Source organism: Streptomyces sp. NPDC006624 (assembly GCF_040611555.1).
GTDB lineage: Bacteria > Actinomycetota > Actinomycetes > Streptomycetales > Streptomycetaceae > Streptomyces.
This window is the reverse complement of the sequence record NZ_JBEXOM010000003.1, coordinates 101283-118827: the sequence shown is the minus strand read 5'-3', so window position 1 is coordinate 118827 and position 17545 is coordinate 101283. Positions and strand designations below refer to the sequence as shown.

General features: G+C 75.5%; 9 protein-coding genes. 5 read left to right on the top strand and 4 right to left on the bottom strand.

Translation table 11 applies throughout. The features are described from left to right. Window positions 1–9: 9 nt before the first annotated feature. From ABZY20_RS06970 to ABZY20_RS06960, 3 genes are all read right to left on the bottom strand, one after another. Complete coding sequence (locus ABZY20_RS06970) at window positions 10–6144, bottom strand: type I polyketide synthase (RefSeq protein ID WP_356437701.1); 6135 nt, start codon at window positions 6142–6144, stop codon at window positions 10–12. A gap of 70 nt (window positions 6145–6214) precedes the next feature. Beyond that, a complete protein-coding gene (locus ABZY20_RS06965) occupies window positions 6215–9124 on the bottom strand; it encodes a type I polyketide synthase (protein ID WP_356437698.1) in 2910 nt (969 codons plus the stop codon). Further along, on the bottom strand, window positions 9121–10206 hold the full coding sequence (locus ABZY20_RS06960; RefSeq protein WP_356437695.1) for an acyltransferase domain-containing protein: 1086 nt from the start codon (window positions 10204–10206) through the stop codon (window positions 9121–9123). The genes ABZY20_RS06965 and ABZY20_RS06960 overlap by 4 nt, the downstream gene beginning before the upstream one ends. Before the next feature lie 178 nt (window positions 10207–10384). Between ABZY20_RS06960 and ABZY20_RS06955 the strand changes: the two genes are divergently transcribed. The 5 genes from ABZY20_RS06955 to ABZY20_RS06935 all read left to right on the top strand — a co-directional run bounded on the left by ABZY20_RS06955 (window position 10385) and on the right by ABZY20_RS06935 (window position 16475). Then, a complete protein-coding gene (locus ABZY20_RS06955) occupies window positions 10385–11425 on the top strand; it encodes a ketoacyl-ACP synthase III family protein (protein WP_356437692.1) in 1041 nt (346 codons plus the stop codon). Window positions 11426–11789: 364 nt separating this feature from the next. After that, entirely contained in the window at window positions 11790–13247 is a 1458-nt protein-coding gene (locus ABZY20_RS06950) for an alpha/beta fold hydrolase (RefSeq protein ID WP_356437689.1), read from the top strand. Between the two features lie 31 nt (window positions 13248–13278). Next, a complete protein-coding gene (locus ABZY20_RS06945) occupies window positions 13279–14487 on the top strand; it encodes an NAD(P)/FAD-dependent oxidoreductase (protein WP_356437686.1) in 1209 nt (402 codons plus the stop codon). Then, window positions 14484–15707 (top strand): cytochrome P450, encoded by a 1224-nt coding sequence (locus ABZY20_RS06940; protein ID WP_356437683.1) that lies wholly within the window; start codon window positions 14484–14486, stop codon window positions 15705–15707. Before ABZY20_RS06945 ends, ABZY20_RS06940 begins: the two co-directional genes overlap by 4 nt. A 9-nt stretch (window positions 15708–15716) precedes the next feature. Next, complete coding sequence (locus ABZY20_RS06935; protein ID WP_356437680.1) at window positions 15717–16475, top strand: class I SAM-dependent methyltransferase; 759 nt, start codon at window positions 15717–15719, stop codon at window positions 16473–16475. A 24-nt stretch (window positions 16476–16499) separates the two neighbouring features. On the opposite strand, the gene ABZY20_RS06930 is transcribed toward ABZY20_RS06935, so the two are convergent. Further along, the gene (locus ABZY20_RS06930) at window positions 16500–17486 is read right to left on the bottom strand and encodes an NAD(P)-dependent oxidoreductase (protein ID WP_356437677.1); all 987 of its coding nucleotides are present in this window, start codon (window positions 17484–17486) and stop codon (window positions 16500–16502) included. Window positions 17487–17545 lie beyond the last annotated feature (59 nt).

Genomic DNA, 17545 nt, shown 5'->3' with positions numbered 1-17545 from the left:
GGCGCCCGGTCACGCGGTCTCCTCCGCCGGCAGGACGGGGTGTGCGCCGGACTGCTCGGCGCGCATGTACGCCGCGAGGGACTCGGGCGTGGGGTTGCGCAGGACCGCCTCGGCCGGCATCCGCAGCCCGGTGGCGGCGTTGAGCCGGTTGCGCAGGTCCACGCTCAGCAGCGAGTCGAAGCCGAGTTCCTTGAAGGAGTCCGTCGGCAGGACCGTCACGGTCTCGGTGTAGCCGAGCACGTCGGCGGCCTGGGCGCAGACCAGTTCCACGAGCGTCGCCGCCGCGGCGGGTCCGGCCGGGCCGTCCGCGGCGGGTGCCGGCTGGGGGCGTGCGGGCGCGGTCTCGGTGGCGTCCGCCGCGCGGTCGTCGAGCAGCCCGCGGAACAGGGCGGCGGCCCTGCTCCCCGGCCGGACCCGGCCGGTGACGGGCTTGAGGGCCGTCACCGACGGCCGGGGCGAGGCCAGCGCCTCGTCGAGCAGCCGCAGGGCGCCCGCGGTGCTCATGGGCGCGATGCCGAGGGCGGCGAGGGCGCTCACGTCGGCGTCGGTCATGTGGGCGGTCATGCCGGTGCGGTCCTGCCACAGCCCCCAGGCCACGGAGGTGGCGGCCAGTCCCTGGGAGCGGCGGTGCTGGGCGAGGGCGTCGAGGAAGGCGTTGGCGGCGGCGTAGTTGCTCTGGCCGGGGCCGCCGATCACTCCCACGGCGGAGGAGAAGAGCACGAACGCCGACAGGTCGAGGTCGCGGGTGAGTTCGTGCAGGTGCCAGGCGGCGTGCGCCTTGGGCGCCAGCACGGCCCGCAGGCGTGCGGGTGTCATCCGTTCGACGAGCCCGTCGTCGAGCACGCCGGCCGTGTGGAAGACGCTGCCGGGCGGATGCTCGGCGACGACCTTGGCGAGTGCGTTGCGGTCCGTGACGTCGCAGGCGAGGACGTGCGCGGTGGCGCCCCGTCCGGCGAGTTCCGCGACCAGCTCGGCGGCCGCGGGGGCGTCCGGTCCCCGGCGGCTGAGCAGCACCACCTCGCGGGCGCCGTGGGCGGTGACGAGATGGCGGGCCAGGACCGCGCCGAGCCCGTCCGCACCGCCGGTGATCAGCACCGGGCGGTCGGCGTCCGGGGTGCGGGGCATGGTCAGGGCGAGCTTGCCGCGCTGCCTGGCCCGGCTGAGCATCCGCAGCGGCACGTGTCCCTCGCGGACGTCCCAGGTGCGCAGCGGCAGGTGGACCAGGGCCCCGGCCCGGAACAGGGCGATCAGCTCGTCGAGGACCTCGCCGATCCGCTCGGCCTCGACGCCCAGGATGTTGTAGGCCCGGTAGGTGATGCCGGGGTACTGCTCCTGGATCAGCTCGGTGTCCCGGATGTCGGTCTTGCCCATCTCGGCGAAGCGCCCGCCCGGTGCCAGCAGGCGCAGGGAGGCGTCGACCGCCTCGTTGGCCAGCGAGTTGAGGACGACGTCCACGCCCCGGCCCCCGGTGGCGGCCCGGAACTCCTCCTCGAAGGAGAGCGACCGGGAGGAGGCGATGTGGTCCCCCGGTACGCCCCACTCCCGCAGCGTGCCCTGCTTGGCGGGCCCGGCGGTCGTGAACACGTCGGCCCCGAAGTGGCGGGCGAGTTGCAGCGCGGCGAGGCCGACGCCGCCGGTGGCGGTGTGGATCAGCACCGACTCGCCGGGCCGGACGGCGGCGACGTCCACCAGGCACTGGTAGGCGGTGATGAAGACGATGGGCACGCTCGCGGCCTGGGCGTCGGTCCAGCCCTCGGGAACGGGCCTGACCATCCGCTCGTCGGCCACGGCGACCGGTCCGAGGGAGCGTTCGAAGACACCGAAGACCCGGTCGCCCACCGCGAACCGCCCGGCCTCGGGGCCGACCTCGGTGACCACGCCGGCGCCCTCGCTGCCCATGGTCTTCTCGGAGGCGACCAGTCCCAGACCCACGGCGATGTCACGGAAGTTGAGCCCGGCGGCGCGGACCTCGACGCGGATCTCCCGGGGGCCGAGGGGCAGGGTGGCCTCCGGGTGCGGGACCAGGGCCAGGTTGTCGAGCGTGCCCTTGGCCGTGACGTCCAGACGCCAGGCGGTGCGGCCCTCGGGCGCGGGCAGGCAGTCGTCCCGGACGGGCCGCAGCGCGGGGACGTACACCCGGCCTTCGCGGATCGCCGTCTCGGGTGCGCCGTGGGCGAGGGCCCGGGGCAGGGCGGCCACGGAGGCCGGGTCGTCGTCGAGGTCGACCAGCAGGAAGGTGCCCGGGTGTTCGGCCTGCGCGGCGCGCACCAGTCCGGTGACGGCGGCGGCCGCGAGGCCCGGGAGCGGTTCGCGTCCCGTCACGTCCTGGGCCCGGCGGGTCACCACCGCCAGCCGGGAGGCGGTGAACCGGTCGTCGGACAGCCACTGCTGGATCAGGTCCGTGACCTCGCCGGTGAGCCGCTCCACGGTGGCGGGCAGCCCGGCGGCGTCCGTCGCCGGTTCTCCGGCGCCGGGCTGGGCGACGAGGACGCGGGGGGCGGTTCCGGGCAGTGCCTCGGGGCCGGGGAAGTCGCGGGGGGCGCCGAGTCCGGGTGCCGCGAGCGACGCCCAGTCGCGCAGCGGGTCCGCGTCCTGCGCGGTGACGTGCTCCCAGGCGAGCTCCAGGTTCACCTCCCGGTCGCCGTCCAGCCGCACGGCCTCCGGGCCGTCCGCCGTCAGGGTGCGCAGCACCAGGGATCCCACCGAGGCCGCCGGCCGGCCCTGTTCGTCCGCGCAGGACACGCTCAGCCCGTCGTCACCGGCCGTCGTGTGCACCCGGAGCGTGCGGGCCGTGGTGGGCGGCAGTGTGACGTCGCGCCAGGTGAAGGGGACGGTCAGGCCGTCGCCGGTGCCCAGCAGCGCGGCGTGCAGGGCCGCGTCGAGCAGGGCCGGGTGCGCGGTGGCGGACGCGCCGGGCGCGTCCTGGTCCAGGGCGACCTCGGCGAACGTCTCGGAGCCGCGCACCCAGGCGCGCCGCAGGCCGCGGAAGGCGGGACCGTAGTGGTAGCCGCGCCGGGCCAGGCGTTCGTAGGCCGCGGCCGGGTCGACGGGCTCGGCACCCGGCGGGGGCCAGGGGGTGGCGCCGGGCCCGCGCGGGGTGTCGCCCGCGGGGGCGAGCACGGCCGAGGCGTGCTCCGTCCAGCCGGACCCGTCCCGCACGCGCCCGTGCACCGCGGCCGTGCGGCGGCCGCGGGCGTCGGCCGGTTCCACCGTGACGCGCAGCTCGACCTCGCCCTGCCCGGGGACGCGCAGCGGCACCCCGACGGTCAGCTCCTCGATCCGGGGGCAGCCGGCGGCGGTTCCCGCCTCGGCGGCCAGGGACAGCAGGACGGTCGCCGGGAGCAGGACGTCGTGCCGTACGACGTGGTCGGCCAGCCAGGGCTGCCGGGCCCGGTCGACGGTCGCGGCCAGGACGGTCCGCCCGTCCGGCAGGGACACCGCCAGGGTGGCGAACGGCCCGGTGTCCCGGCCCGTCGGCCGGGGGGCCGCGGTGACCCAGTACCGGCTGCGGCTGAAGACGAAGCCGGGCAGGTCGATCCGGCGGCCCGGCGGCTGGAGGGACGAGAGGTCGGCCTCCACGCCGGCGGTCTGCGCCGCGGCGGCCGACGCGAGGAACTGGCTGAGCCCCGTCCCCCGGCGGATCGAGCCGAGGACCGTGCCGCGCACCCCGGCGGCGTCGAGGATGTCCGTCAGCGCCATGGTGAGGACCGGGTGGGGGCTGATCTCCAGGAAGGTGCGGTGCCTGCGGGCGATCAGCCGTTCGACGGCACTCTGGAAACGGACGGTGTTGCGCAGGTTGTCGTACCAGTACGAGGCGTCGAGGACGGTGGCGTCGACGGCCTCCCCGGTCAGGGTGGAGTACACCGGCACGGCGGAGGGGCGCGGCAGCACGCCCATCAGCCGCTCGGCGAGGGGCTGCCGCAGCGCCTCGACGGCCTCGGTGTGCGAGGCGTAGTCCACCTCGATGCGCCGGGCGTCGACGCCCCGGCGGGCGCACTCCTCCAGCAGCGCGTCGAGGGCGTGCCGGGGCCCGGCGACGACGGTGGAGCGGGGGCCGTTCAGGGCGGCGACGCCGATGGCGTCGAAGGGCTTCAGCAGGTCCCGGGTGTCGTCGGCGCCGAGCGGCACGGAGACCATGCCCCCGGTGCCCGCGAGGCCGTGCAGGGCCTTGCTGCGCAGCGCGACGATCCGGCAGGCGTCGCCGAGGCTCAGCGCGCCGGCCACGTGGGCGGCGGCGATCTCGCCCTGGGAGTGGCCGACGACCGCGGCCGGCTTCACGCCTGCGCTCTCCCACAGCCGCGCCAGGGAGACCATCACCGCGAACAGCGCGGGCTGGACGACGTCCACCCGGTCGAGCGCCTCGCCCCGCAGCGCGTCCAGCAGCTGCCATCCGCAGTACGGCAGCAGCGCCTGGGCGCACGCGTCCATGCTGTCGCGGAACACCTCGGACTCCTCGTACAGCGCGAGGCCCATCTCCCGCCACTGCGAGCCCTGTCCGGGGAAGACGAACACCGGGCCTGTGGTCTCGCGCCGGGCCTCGCCGCGCAGCACGACGGGTGAGCGGTAGGTGCCCGGGACGGCGGGCACGCTGTCGCCGCGGGCGAGGCGCGCGAGTCCGGCCGCGAGGTCCTGGGCCGTGTCGGCGACGACCACGCCGCGGTGCGGGAAGCGGCTGCGGCCGCGCAGGACGTGGGCGACGTCCTCGGGGGCGGTGCCGGGTGCGCGGGCCAGGAAGTCGCCCAGGGCTTCCGCCTGGGCGCGCAGCGACTCGGGGCCCGGCGCGGACAGCGGCCACACGAAGGGCCCCTCGGCGGGGGCCGTCCCGGCGGCCGGTTCCGGCTCCCCCTCCTCCAGCACGAGGTGGGCGTTGGTCCCGCTGATCCCGAACGAGGACACCGCGGCCCGCCTGGGCCGCTCGCCGCGCGGCCAGGGCCGGGCCTCGGTGAGCAGGGCGAGTCCGCTGTCCTCCCACTCGACGTGCCGGCTGGGCCGCCCGGCGTGCAGGGTCGCCGGGAGGGTCCCGGAGCGCAGCGCCTGCACCATCTTGATCACGCCGCCGACACCGGCGGCGGCCTGGGTGTGGCCGACGTTGGACTTCAGCGAGCCCAGCCACAGCGGCCGGCCGCCGGCGCGGTCCCTGCCGTAGGTCGCGGCGAGGGCCCGCGCCTCGATGGGGTCGCCGAGCGGGGTCCCGGTGCCGTGGGCCTCGACGGCGTCCACGTCCCGGGCCCGCAGCCCGGCCGCTCGCAGCGCGCGGGTGATGACCTCCTGCTGGGCGGGCATGCTGGGGGCGGTGAGCCCGTTGCTGGCGCCGTCCTGGTTGATCGCGCTGCCGCGGATCACGGCGAGGACGCGGTGGCCCCGGGCCACGGCGTCCGGGAGCCGCTCCAGCAGGAGCAGACCGGCGCCCTCGGCCCACGCCGTGCCGTCGGCGTCGTCGGAGAAGGACTTGCACCGCCCGTCCGGGGCCAGGCCGCCCTGCCGGGCGAAGTCGACGAACATGCCCGGGGTGGGCATCACCGCCACCCCGCCGGCCAGGGCCATGTCGCACTCCCCCTGGCGCAGCGCCTGCGCGGCGAGGTGCAGGGCGACCAGCGACGAGGAGCAGGCCGTGTCGACGGTGACGGCGGGGCCGCGCAGCCCGAACCAGTAGGCGATGCGGCCGGAGGCCACGCTCGGTGTGGAGCCGGTGATGCGGTAGCCGCCGGAGCCCTGGTTCTCCTCGTGCAGCCGCGGCCCGTACTCCTGGGCCATGGCGCCGACGAACACCCCGACGTCGGCGCCGGCCAGCGACTCGCGCCGCAGCCCGGCGCGTTCGAAGGTCTCCCAGGCCACTTCGAGGAGCACGCGCTGCTGCGGGTCCATGCCGGCCGCCTCGCGCGGCGAGATGCCGAAGAACTTCGCGTCGAACAGGTCGGCGTCGTGCAGGAAGCCGCCGCGGCGGACGGGGTCCGCGCCGTCGCCGGCGGCCTCCAGGGCGTCCCAGCCGCGGTTGTCGGGGAACTCGGTGATCGCGTCGCCGCCCGACGCCACGAGACGCCACAGGTCCTCCGGGGTGGTGATGCCCCCGGGGTAGCGGCAGCCCATGGACACGATGGCGATCGCGTCCTGCTCGCCGTGCGGAGAAGCCGGTTCGCGGTTCATGTGTGCGCAGGCCTTTCATCGAGGTCCGGATGCGGCCGGCCGTGCTGCCGGTCGGCGGGTGCGGGGCGCGTCAGAGCGGGGCGTCCGTCTCCAGCGCCTCGATCAGTGACGCCGGGGTGGGCCGGTCGAAGAGCAGGGTGGGCGGCAGCGAGCGGCCGGTGATCCGGGCCAGGGTGGAGCGCAGTGCCAGCGCCATCCGGGAGTCCAGGCCCAGTTCGCTGAAGGGCCGGTTGACGTCGAGGTCCGCCTCGGGGCCGAGCCCGAGGGTCTGCAGGGTGCAGGTCACCACGAGGTCGAAGGGCTCCCCGCTCCAGCGCGGGGCTGCGGGCGCGGCCGCCTGCGGTGCCGGCTCGCCGGCGGTGTCCAGCCAGTGGCGCCGCCGCTGGAACGGGTAGGGCGGGAGGCCGACGCGCCGGGCCCGCCCGCCGAGGACGGCCTCCCAGCGCACGGGCAGCCCGAACACATGGGCCGAGCCGACGGCTTCGGCGACGGCCGCGGCCTCGTGCTGGGACGCCAGGGGCGCCGCGAAGCGCTCCTCGCCGTGGTCGACGGTCTCCGCCGCCAGGGTCGTCAGGGCCCGGCCGGGTCCGACCTCGACGAAGAAGCGGGCGCCGAGCCGGTGGGCCGTGGTGAGCGCGGGCGCGAACCGCACGGGTGCGCACACGTGGTGGACCCAGTAGCCGGGCGCGGCGAACTGCTCCGGGTCGACCGGCTCCCCGGTCACGGTGGACACGACCGGCGGTCCCGAGGGCGGGTTCCAGGTGAGTCCCTCGGCGACGGACCGCAGTTCGTCCTGGACCGGGGCCATCAGCGGGGAGTGCCCGGCCACGGAGACCCGCAGCCTGCGGATGCGGCGGCCCAACGCCTCGAAGCGGGCGGCGGCCCGTACCGTGGCCTGTTCCTCACCCGACAGGACCACGGACCGCGGTCCGTTGACGGCGGCGATGCCGACCAGCCCCGGCTCACGCGCCACGGCCTCGCGGGCCTCCTCCTCCAGGGCCTGTACGGCGATCATGGCGCCGCCCGGGGGCAGCAGGCCGATCAGCCGGGCCCGGTGCGCGGCGAGGGTGGCCGCGTCCTCCAGGGAGAGCACGCCGGTGACGTGGGCGACCGCGATCTCGCCCAGGGAGTGGCCGATCAGCACGTCCGGCACGATGCCGAAGGACTCCAGCAGCCGGTACAGGGCGACCTCGACGGCGAACAGGGCGGTCTGCGCGTGCTCGGTGCGGTCGACGTCCTGCCGGTGCCACATGGTGTCGGCGAGGTCGGCGCCCAGCACCGGTTCGAGCCGGGTGCGCACCTCGTCGAAGGCCTGGGCGAACGCCCCGAACTCCTTGTAGAGCCCCTGCCCCATGCCGACGCGCTGCGCGCCCTGCCCGGCGAAGAGGAACGCGGTGCGGCCCTCGCCGCGGGTGCCCTGGACGAGGCCCCGCTCGCCGTCGTCGGGCGAACCGTCGGCCAGGTCCCGCAGCCGCCGGACGAGTTCGTCCGGGTCCGAGGCGATCACGGCGGCGCGGTGGCGGAACGCCCTGCGGGCCGTCGCCACCGTCCAGGCGAGGTCGGCGAGCCGGAGGGGGCGGCCGGCGACGGCGCCCGCGAGGTCGCGGGCCCGTTCGCGCAGGGCCGCCGGGGTGCGGCCGGACAGCACCACGGGCACGGCGGAGCCGGGCGCGGTGTCCGGGCCGGCGGGTGCGGCCGGTTCGGGTGCCTCGCCCAGCACGACGTGGCAGTTGGTGCCGCCGAGGCCGAACGAGGACACCCCGGCCAGGCGCGGTGTGCCACCGGCGGGCCAGTCGCGGCCCCTGGCGCACACCCGCAGGTGCAGCGCCTGGAGGTCGATGGCCGGGTTGGGCGTACGGAAGTTGAGGCTGGCCGGGAGCCGGCGGTGGGACAGGGCGAGCGCGGTCTTGATGAACCCGGCGATGCCGGCGGCCGCCTCCAGGTGCCCGATGTTGGTCTTGACGGAGCCGACCAGCAGCGGCCGGTCGGCGCGCCGCCCCTGGCCGTGGACCCCGCCCAGCGCGGCGGCCTCGACCGGGTCGCCCACGGCGGTGCCGGTGCCGTGCAGCTCCACGTAGCGCACGTCGGCGGGTGCCACCCCGGCCCGGCGGCAGGCGGCGGCGAGGACCTCGCGCTGCGCGGTCTCGCTGGGCGCGGTCAGGCCCGTGCGGTCGCCGTCGCTGTTCATGGCCCCGCCCAGCACGGTGCAGTACACGCGGTCGCCGTCGGCCCGCGCCCGGTCCAGCGGCTTGAGGACGACGACGCCCGCGCCCTCGCCCCGCACGATGCCGTCGGCGCGGGCGTCGAAGGTGTGGCAGCGCCCGCTGGGCGAGAGGGCGCCGAGCGCCTCGACCACCTCGTCGCCCTCGGCGGTGAGGTTGAGCTGCACGCCGCCGACCACGGCCGCGGCGCACTCGCCGCGGCGCACGGCGAGCACGGCGTGGTGCAGGGCGGCCAGGGAGGAGGACTGACCGGTGTCGACGACCAGGCTCGGGCCGGTGAAGCCGTAGAAGTGGGAGAGGCGGTTGGCGAGGAAGGTGCGGCCGGTGCCGGTCATCGTGTACGTGGACGGCCGCGCGTTCCCGGTGCGGCTGAGGAAGGCGTACTCGTCGGATCCGGCGCCGACGAAGACGCCGACGGGGCCGGTGGTCAGGCCCTCCGGTGTGGTGCGGGCGTCCTCCAGGGCGTGCCAGGTGAGTTCGAGGAGCAGCCGCTGCTGCGGGTCGAGCGCGGCGGCCTCGGGGGCCGGGACGCCGAAGAACTCCGCGTCGAACAGGTCGACGTCCGGCAGGTAGCCGCCGGGGCGGCGGCCGGCGCGGGTGCCGCCGCCGGGGGCGACGGCGTCTTCGCCGGACGCCAGCAGGCGCCAGAACGCGGCGAGTCCGTCGGCGCCGGGGAACTTGCACGCCATGCCGACCACGGCCACCGGTGCGCCGTCCGCCCCGGCCTGCGCGTCTCGTCCACGGTCGTCGTCGCTCATGGTGTCCTCCCTGTCGCTGCGTGCCTGATCGGTGCGGGGCCGGGCGGTGGGGGGCCGGGCGGTGGGGGCGGGCCGGCCGCCGTCCCGCCGGGCGCGGCCCGCTCGGCGAGCAGGCGCAGCGCCCGTTCCACGGAGCGGACGTCGGCGTCGTCGCCGCGGCAGCGGTCGGGCAGCAGGGGCACGACGGTGCCGCCTCCCGTGGTGACGGCGCGCTGCCGTCTGGCCAGCGCGGACAGGCTGTTGCCCGGTCCGGCCTCGACGAGCAGGCAGCCCGGGCGGTCGTCGAGGACGGCCCTCAGGGTGGGCGCGAAGTGGACCGTCTCGGCGGGCTGCCGGGCCCAGAACTCCGGGTCGCGGGCCCGCTCCGGGTCGAGCGGTCCGCCGGTGTAGGCGGAGTAGAGGGGGCGGCGGGGCGCCGCGAGGGGGACGTCCCGCCAGACGGGCAGGGAGGCCTGTACGGCCTCGGCGACGACGGGGCTGTGGAAGGCCTGGCGGGCGAGGACGTCCCGGCACACCAGTCCGCGTGCGCCGAGGAGGCGGGCCGTCTCGTCCAGTGCCGCGCGTTCGCCGGCCAGCAGCAGCTGACGGGCGGCGTTGACCGCGGCCAGGTGCACCCGGGTGCCGAGGACGTCCTTGACCTCGTCGACGGAGGCGGCGACCGCGAGCATCCCGCCGGGCGGGGTGTCGGCGAACAGCGCCATCCGGTCGCGCATCAGCCGCATCCCGTCGGCGAAGCCGAGCACGCCCGCCAGGGTGGCGGCGACCAGTTCCCCGACGCTGTGCCCGAAGAGCGCCGCGGGCCGCACCCCCCGGTCCAGCAGCAGTCGCCCCAGGGCGTGCCCCACCGCGTACAGCAGTGGCTGAGCGACCGTCACATCGTGGTAGACGGGCGGCGGTTCGGGCGCGAGCCAGTGCTCCCGCAGCCGTGCGCCGTCCGGTCCGAGCAGCCGGAAGGCCTCGTCCATCCAGGACGTGAAGGTCTCCTCGCGGCCGTACAGCCCGGCCGCCATTCTCGGGTGCTGCGCGCCCTGTCCGGCGAACATCAGGACCACGGGCCGGGCCCGTCCTGCCGTGTCCGGCATCCCCCACCCCTCTCTCGTGTCGTCCGACCGTGGTCCCCGGGGTTAGAGGCGCGCCTGAGGGGCGTTCGAACCTCGCTGATCCGCCCCGGCTCGAGCCGCCTTCGACATCGCGGACCGACACTCCCCCTCCGGGCGGCGCATCACCGCCGCCCCACGGAGCGGTACGACGGGGAGAGCTGTGGACATCGCGGACGTGTACGTGTCCGGGGTCGGGTTGCATCTGGCGCGGCGCATGCCCGCCGCCGAGGTGGTGGAGCGGGGGCTGGCCGACCCGCGCACGGTCCGGCGCTCGGGCATGCGCTCGGTGTGCGCCGGGGAGCGGTCGGGGCCGGAGATGGCCGTCCTGGCCGCCCGTGCCGCGCTGCGCATGTCGGGCACCGGTCCGTCCGACATCGACGTGGTGCTGCACGCCGGCACCTGGTTCCAGGGGCACGACCTGTGGGCTCCGGCCTCGTACGTACAGCGCGAGGCGGTGGGCAACAGCTGCCTGGCCCTGGAGGTCGGGCAGTTGTCCAACGGGGGCATGGCGGCGATGGAGATGGCCGTGGCGCGGTTGCGGGCCGGAGCGGGGCCGCACAGTGCGCTGATCACCACCGGGGACCGGTTCTGCCTGCCGGGGTTCGACCGGTGGCACACCGACCCCGGGACGGTGTGCGGCGACGGCGGCACCGCGCTGGTGCTGTCCCGGGCCGGCGGGTTCGCGCGGCTGCGCAGCCTGGTCACGGTGTCCGACCCGACGCTGGAGGCCATGGGCCGGGACGGCGACGGTTTCGCCCCGGTGCCGCTGCACGCCCGCGCGCCGATCAGTGTCGCGGGCTCGCGGGAGCGGCTGGTGAAGGACATGGGCCTGACACGGCTGCTGGAGCGGCTCCAGTCGGGTCAGCGCGAGGCGTTCGACCGGGCGCTCGGCGAGGCGGGCGCGAAGGCGTCCGACGTCGACTGGTTCGTGCTGCCGAACCTCGGACGCCCCAAGATGGACGCCCAGTTCTTCCAGGTCCTGGACATCGACCCGGAGCGCACCACCTGGTCCTGGGGTTCGGGGGTGGGGCATCTGGGAGCGGGCGACCCGTTCGCGGGGCTCGCCCGGCTGGCCGGCACCAGGGCCCTGCGGCCGGGGCAGTTGTGCGCGCTGGTGAGCGCGGGCGGCGGGTTCGCCTGGTCGGTCGCCGTCCTGGAGATCCTCGACGAGGCTCCGCCGTCACCGTCCTTCGACGAGTGAACCGGCCCCGGACGGCGGAGAAGCACGGTCCCGCCGGCCACCCGGCCACCCGCCCCCTTACTCGACCCCGGCCGCACGCGGGGCACGTCCCCGTCGACCACTGCGGCACGCCGGCCATGTGTTCGGCGACCGCCGCGGGTACGACGGGCGCGTGCTCGTCGGCCACGCCACGCGAGCCCCTCACCACCGACCCACACCCACACCCTCACCCACACCCACACCGACCGCGTGCTCGTCGACCGCCCTTCCACGCCGATTCCAGCGCCCGCTCCGAGGCTGTGACCGAGGTGCTCCGGGTGTGCGACGCGCGCCCCGGCCCCGACTCCCACCGCTTGCCCCGCCGACACGGAGGCCCACTGACGACATGACGACACGTCACCTTTCCCCGGACGCCCTCGACGACTTCGCCGGGCAGCGCCCCGCGTGGGCCCCCGCGCCCTCGGGCGACGGCAGCGAACAGTGCACGATCGAGGTGCCGCTCGACCACGCCCGCCCCGAGGGGCCGCGGATCACACTCGCCCTGAGCCGGCTACGGGCGAAGGACCCGGCCCGGCGCCGCGGGGTGCTGCTCGCCCTCAACGGCGGGCCGGGCGGCTACTTCGGCCTGGGCCGCCGCTTCCCGGCGGCCCTCGCCCGTACCCGTCTCACCGAGGCCTACGACCTGATCGGCTTCGACCCCCGCGGCACCGGCGCGTCCACGCCGCTGCTCGGCGAGATCACCCCGGCGAAGGCGCCCTTCGACTCCCGGCTGCCCGACGCGGACTTCCCGCTGACCGCCGAGGACGCCCGGATCCGCGAAGAGGGCGCCCAGCGGCTCGGCGGCGAGGCGCGGCGCCACCACAACACCCCCAACGTCGCCCGCGACATGGACCTGATCCGCCGGGTCCTCGGGGAGGAGCGGATCAGCTTCGTCGGCTACACCTACGGCACGTACGTGGGCGCCGTGTACGGGGCGCTGTTCCCCGACCGGCTGGACCGCTGCGTCCTCGACTCCTGCGTGCATCCGGACTGGTCCTGGCGGGAGCAGTTCATGGCGCAGGGCCGGGCCAACCGGGCCAACGTCGACACCTGGGCCGGCTGGATCGCCGAGCGCGACCGGACGTTCGGCCTGGGCAGCACCCGCGACGCGGTGCTCGGCGCCGTCGAGGAGGCCGCCCGCAACGTCGCCGGGCAGTCGGGCACCGCCCTGCGCACGCTCTTCGACGGCGCCATGGGCTCACGCTCCGCCGACCGGGCCCGCTGGTCCGAACTCGGCCGTCTGGTCGCCGAGTTGCGCACCGGGGACGCGGCGGCGGTCACCCGGTGGCTGTCCGACGAGCGGGTGTGGCCGCCGACGGAGACGGAGGGCACCACGCGGTGCGGTGTGCTCGACGCGGTCACCCTGGAGAAGGACTGGCCCACCGACCTCGAGGTCTACTACGCGGACCTGCGCCGCTTCCGCGAGCAATATCCCTATGGCTACGGCATGATGCGCGCCCAGCCGTGGGTCGGCGCCTTCCGTTCCTTCACCCCGCCGGAGCGGCCGGTCCCGCTGACCGGCGAGGGGCTCTCCCCCGGCCTGGTGGTGCACGCCGACGGCGACCCGACGGACATCTACGAGGGCGGGGCCGCGATGGCCGCACGGCTCGGCTACCGGCTGATCACCGTGGCCGACTCCGGCCAGCACGAGATCTACGCGCTGAACGGCAATCCCGGCGTGGACGCCCTCGTGGACGCCTATCTCGTCGACGGGGTGGTGCCCGAGGACACCGTGTGCCCGAGCACGGTCGCCCGCCCCGGCATCCCCGCCGACGGCGCGCCCGGGGGCACCGTCGGCGCCTGACCGACCGTGCCCGAGAAGGAAGGAAGACACCATGGCACGCGCACTCGTCATCGGCGCCGGCATCGCCGGCACGGTCACCGCGATCGCCCTGCAGAAGGCCGGTCTCGACCCCGTCCTCTACGAGGCGTACGACCGCACCGCCGACGGCATCGGCAACTTCGTCAACATCGCTCCGAACGGCATCGACGCCCTGGACAGCATCGACCTGGGGCACCTGGTCCGCAAGTACGGCTTCGACACGCCCGCGATCGCCTTCTACGCCCACACCGGGCGGGCGCTGACCGGTGACGTCCGCACCGACCGGCTCGCCGCCGACGGGCAGATCATCCAGACGATCAGGCGCTCCGACCTCTACGTCGCCCTGCGCGACGAGGCGGCCGGGCGCGGCATCCCCATCGAGTACGGCAAGCGGATCGTGGACGCCACCGGTGCCGGCGGCGCGGTCCGGGCGGTGTTCGCGGACGAGACCCACGCCGAGGGCGACCTGCTCGTCGGCGCGGACGGACTGCGCTCGCGGGTGCGGCGCGTGATCGACCCGGCCGCGCCCGTGCCGCGCTACCTCGGGGTGCTCAACGCGTTCGGCTGCGCCAAGGGCTTCCCGGCCGAGGGCCCGCCCGGCGTCATCCGGATGTTCTTCGGCAGGAACAGCTTCTTCAGCTACACCAAGCACCCCAACGGCGACCTGTGGTGGTTCGCCAACCCGCCGTGCCCGAGCGAGCCCGACAGCGCGCAGCTGCGGGCCCTGGGGCAGGACTGGCACCGGTACCTGATCGATCTGTTCGCCGGTGACCGGACGCCCGCCGCGGACATCATCCGGGCCACCCCGGACCCTGCGCCGCCGTCGCCGACGTACGACCTGCCCAGAGTCCCGCACTGGCACCGGGGCCGGCTCGTCGTGATCGGCGACGCCGCGCACGCCGTGTCGCCCACCGCGGGCCAGGGCTGCTCGGTGGCCATGGAGGACGCGGTGGTGCTGGCCAAGTGCCTGCGCGACGCGCCGAGCGCCGAGAAGGCCTTCGTCACCTACGAGTCGGTCCGGCGCAAGCGCGTCGAGGACATCGTGGCCCAGGGCAAGTACAACAACGAGGGCAACATGCGCCGCGGCCCGGTCGGCCGTTTCCTGCGCAACTACTTCCTCGCCCGGGCCTTCAGGAACGGCGACGGCTCCGACCCCACCTGGATGAGCAGCCACCACATCGACTGGCACACCCCGGAACCCGCTGAGGAGACCCGACGATGACCAGTACCGCCCACGAATCCGGTGCGCCGGAGACGTTCCCCTACGTGCGGCCGGGCCCGTTCACCCCGCCGCCGCAGTACGAGGCCATGGTGAAGCAGGGCGTCACCCGGGTCACCCTCGCCAACACCGGGCTGCGCGTGTGGACGGTCACCGGGCACGAGGCGATCCGCCGTGTCCTGACCGACCCGCGCGCCAGCGCCTCGCGCAAGCACGCCAACTTCCCCTTCTACTTCGTCGCCCCGCCCGAGGCCCGTACCGAGACCTCCTTCATCGGGTACGACCCGCCCGAGCACACCACCGCGCGGCACAAGGCGGCCGGCGCCTTCACCTACCAGCGCGTCCAGAAGCTGCGCCCGCGCATCCAGGAGATCGTCGACGAGCACGTCGACCGGCTGCTGGCGCTGGCACCGCCGGTGGACTTCCACCGGCTGTTCTCCCTGTCGCTGCCCACCACGATCATCTGCGACATGCTGGGCATCCCCCAGGACGACCACGACTTCATCATCGAGCACAGCAACAACATGTTCGGCATCCACAGCACCCCGGAGCAGCGGGTGGCGGCGATCGTGGAGGTCAACTCCTATGTGGAGAAGCTGGTCGAGCAGCGGGAGAGCACCCCGCGCGAGGACCTGACCAGCCACATCATCGCCGAGTACCGGGCGTCGGGCGAGGAGTACACCCGGCGGGACCTGGTCAACATGGTGCGGATGCTGATGAACGGCGGTCACGAGACCACGGCGAGCATGCTGTCGCTGGGCACGGCGTGCCTGCTGGAGCACCCGGACCAGCTGGCGGCGCTGCGGGCCGACCCGGAGACGCTGATCGGCCCGGCGACCGAGGAGCTGCTGCGCATGGTGACCATCGGGGACATCGGGGTCCCGCGGGTCGCCCTGGAGGACATCGAGATCGACGGCACGGTCATCCCGGCCGGCGACGGCATCCTGTGCCTGCTGCTGACCGCCAACCGGGACCCGGAGGTCTTCCCCGAGCCGGAGAAGCTGGACCTGAGCCGGGGCAGCCGCAAGCAGATGGGGTTCGGCCACGGCCCGCACCTGTGCATCGGCGCCGAACTGGCGCGGCTGGAGATGCAGATCGCCTGGGCGACGCTGCTGCGGCGCATCCCGTCGCTGCGGCTGGCCGTGCCGCTGGAGGAGATCCCCCGCAAGGAGGGCGCCATCGTCTACGGGGTGCGCGAGCTGCCCGTCACCTGGGACGTGTGAGGGGGCGCGATGGAGCACGCGATGGCCCTGCGCACGGACGCCGGCACCGAGGAGGCGTACGGTCCCGGGCTGGCCGAGATCTACGAACTCGTCTACGCGGCACGGGGGAAGGACTACGCCGCCGAGTCCGCCGAGGTGACCGCGCTGGTGAAGGAGCGCAGGCCGGACGCCTCGGCGCTGCTCGACGTGGCCTGCGGCACCGGCGGTCATCTGGCCTTCTTCCGGGACCACTTCGCCACCGTGGAGGGGCTGGAGCTCTCGGAGCACATGAGCGCGCAGGCGGAGCGGCGGCTGCCCGGGGTGCGCGTCCATCAGGGCGACATGCGGGACTTCGCCCTCGGCCGCCGCTACGACGCCGTCAGCTGCATGTTCAGCTCGATCGGCTACACCCGCTCGCCCGGGGAGCTGAACGGCGCGCTCGCCGCCATGGCCGGGCACCTGGTGCCGGGCGGGGTGCTCGTCCTGGAGCCCTGGTACTTCCCGGAGCGGTTCCTGCCCGGCTACATCGCGGACGACCTGGTCCGTACCGAGGACCGCGTCACGGTACGGGTCTCCCACTCCCGGCGCCACGGCGACGACGTGCCGATCGTCGTGCACTACATCGACGCCCGGAAGGACGCGGGGATCCGGCACTTCACGGACGTGCACCGGATGCGGCTGTTCACCAGGGAGCAGTACGAGACGGCCTTCGAGCGGGCCGGCTGCTCGGTCGAGTACCTCACCACGGGCCGGTTCGGCTGCGGTCTGTTCGTGGGCGTACGGGCGTAGGGCCCGGGCGGACGCGAGGCCCCCTCAGGCTCCGGCCTGCAGGGGGTCCTCCCGCGTCGCGACGGTCCACATGTCGCGCAGGGAGTCCGCGAGCGCGGTGCGCGGCCGCCAGCCGAGCAGCCGGGCGGCGAGGCGGACGTCGGTCTTCGTCCAGGTGCCGCCGAGCCCTGTGTCGGCGCGGGTGCGCTCGTCGATCAGGCCGACGGGGTGTCCGGCCCCGGTGACGAAGAGACGGACCAGGGTGCGCAGGTCGACGGCCTCGCCGCTGCCGATGTTCAGCGCGTGGCCGGTCGCCGGGGAGCGGACGGCCCGCACCACGGCGTCGGCGACGTCGCGGACGTCCACGAAGTCGCGCCGGGCGTCGGCGAGGACGACCGTCATGGGCTCGCCGGCGGCCAGGGCCCGGCGCAGCATGCCGACCAGCTTGCCGGGGAAGCTCGCCGGCGACGGGTGGGGTCCGCACACGTTGGCCACGCGCAGCACCAGGCCCTCGACCCGGCCGGCGCGCACGGCGTCGAGCACGGCCCGCGAACCGGCCAGCCGGGTGCGGGCGTAGGCGCTCGCGGGGCGTGGGGGCAGCGACTCGTCGATGAGCGTCCCCGCGGGGACGTCGCCGTACTCGTGCAGCGTCCCGATGTGCACCACGCGGGTGCGCCGGGGCAGGGCGCTCATGGCGGCCAGCAGCCGGTGCACCAGGGCGACGTTGAGGGCGTGCAGCTCCGCCTCGCCGCGGGTCCAGCCGTCCGTGGCGTTGAGGGCGTCGGTGGCGTTGACCACAGCGTCGATCCGGTGGTCGCCGAGCAGGGCCGTCAGACGCGCCTCGCTCGCCTCCGCGAGGTCGAGGCGCTCGAAGGCGTGGGGGCGGACGTGCTCGGCGGGGTGCCGGGCGACGACGAGGACGTCGTCGCCCCGGGCGGCCAGCGCGGCGCAGACGTGCCGGCCCACCCAGCCGGTGCCGCCGAGCACGGCGACGCGCCGCCGTGGGGTGCCGTGCTGCTCCGGTGCGGTCATGGCGGCTCTCCCCGTCTGCGTGCTGCTGCTCGCTGTCCTGCGGGCGGCCCGGAGCGGGC

Coding starts and splice junctions, on each gene's coding strand:
- ABZY20_RS06970 (WP_356437701.1), bottom strand. CDS start 6,144: ATGAACCGCGAACCGGCTTCTCCGCACGGCGAGCAGGACGCGATCGCC.
- ABZY20_RS06965 (WP_356437698.1), bottom strand. CDS start 9,124: ATGAGCGACGACGACCGTGGACGAGACGCGCAGGCCGGGGCGGACGGC.
- ABZY20_RS06960 (WP_356437695.1), bottom strand. CDS start 10,206: ATGCCGGACACGGCAGGACGGGCCCGGCCCGTGGTCCTGATGTTCGCC.
- ABZY20_RS06950 (WP_356437689.1), top strand. CDS start 11,790: ATGACGACACGTCACCTTTCCCCGGACGCCCTCGACGACTTCGCCGGG.
- ABZY20_RS06945 (WP_356437686.1), top strand. CDS start 13,279: ATGGCACGCGCACTCGTCATCGGCGCCGGCATCGCCGGCACGGTCACC.
- ABZY20_RS06940 (WP_356437683.1), top strand. CDS start 14,484: ATGACCAGTACCGCCCACGAATCCGGTGCGCCGGAGACGTTCCCCTAC.
- ABZY20_RS06935 (WP_356437680.1), top strand. CDS start 15,717: ATGGAGCACGCGATGGCCCTGCGCACGGACGCCGGCACCGAGGAGGCG.
- ABZY20_RS06930 (WP_356437677.1), bottom strand. CDS start 17,486: ATGACCGCACCGGAGCAGCACGGCACCCCACGGCGGCGCGTCGCCGTG.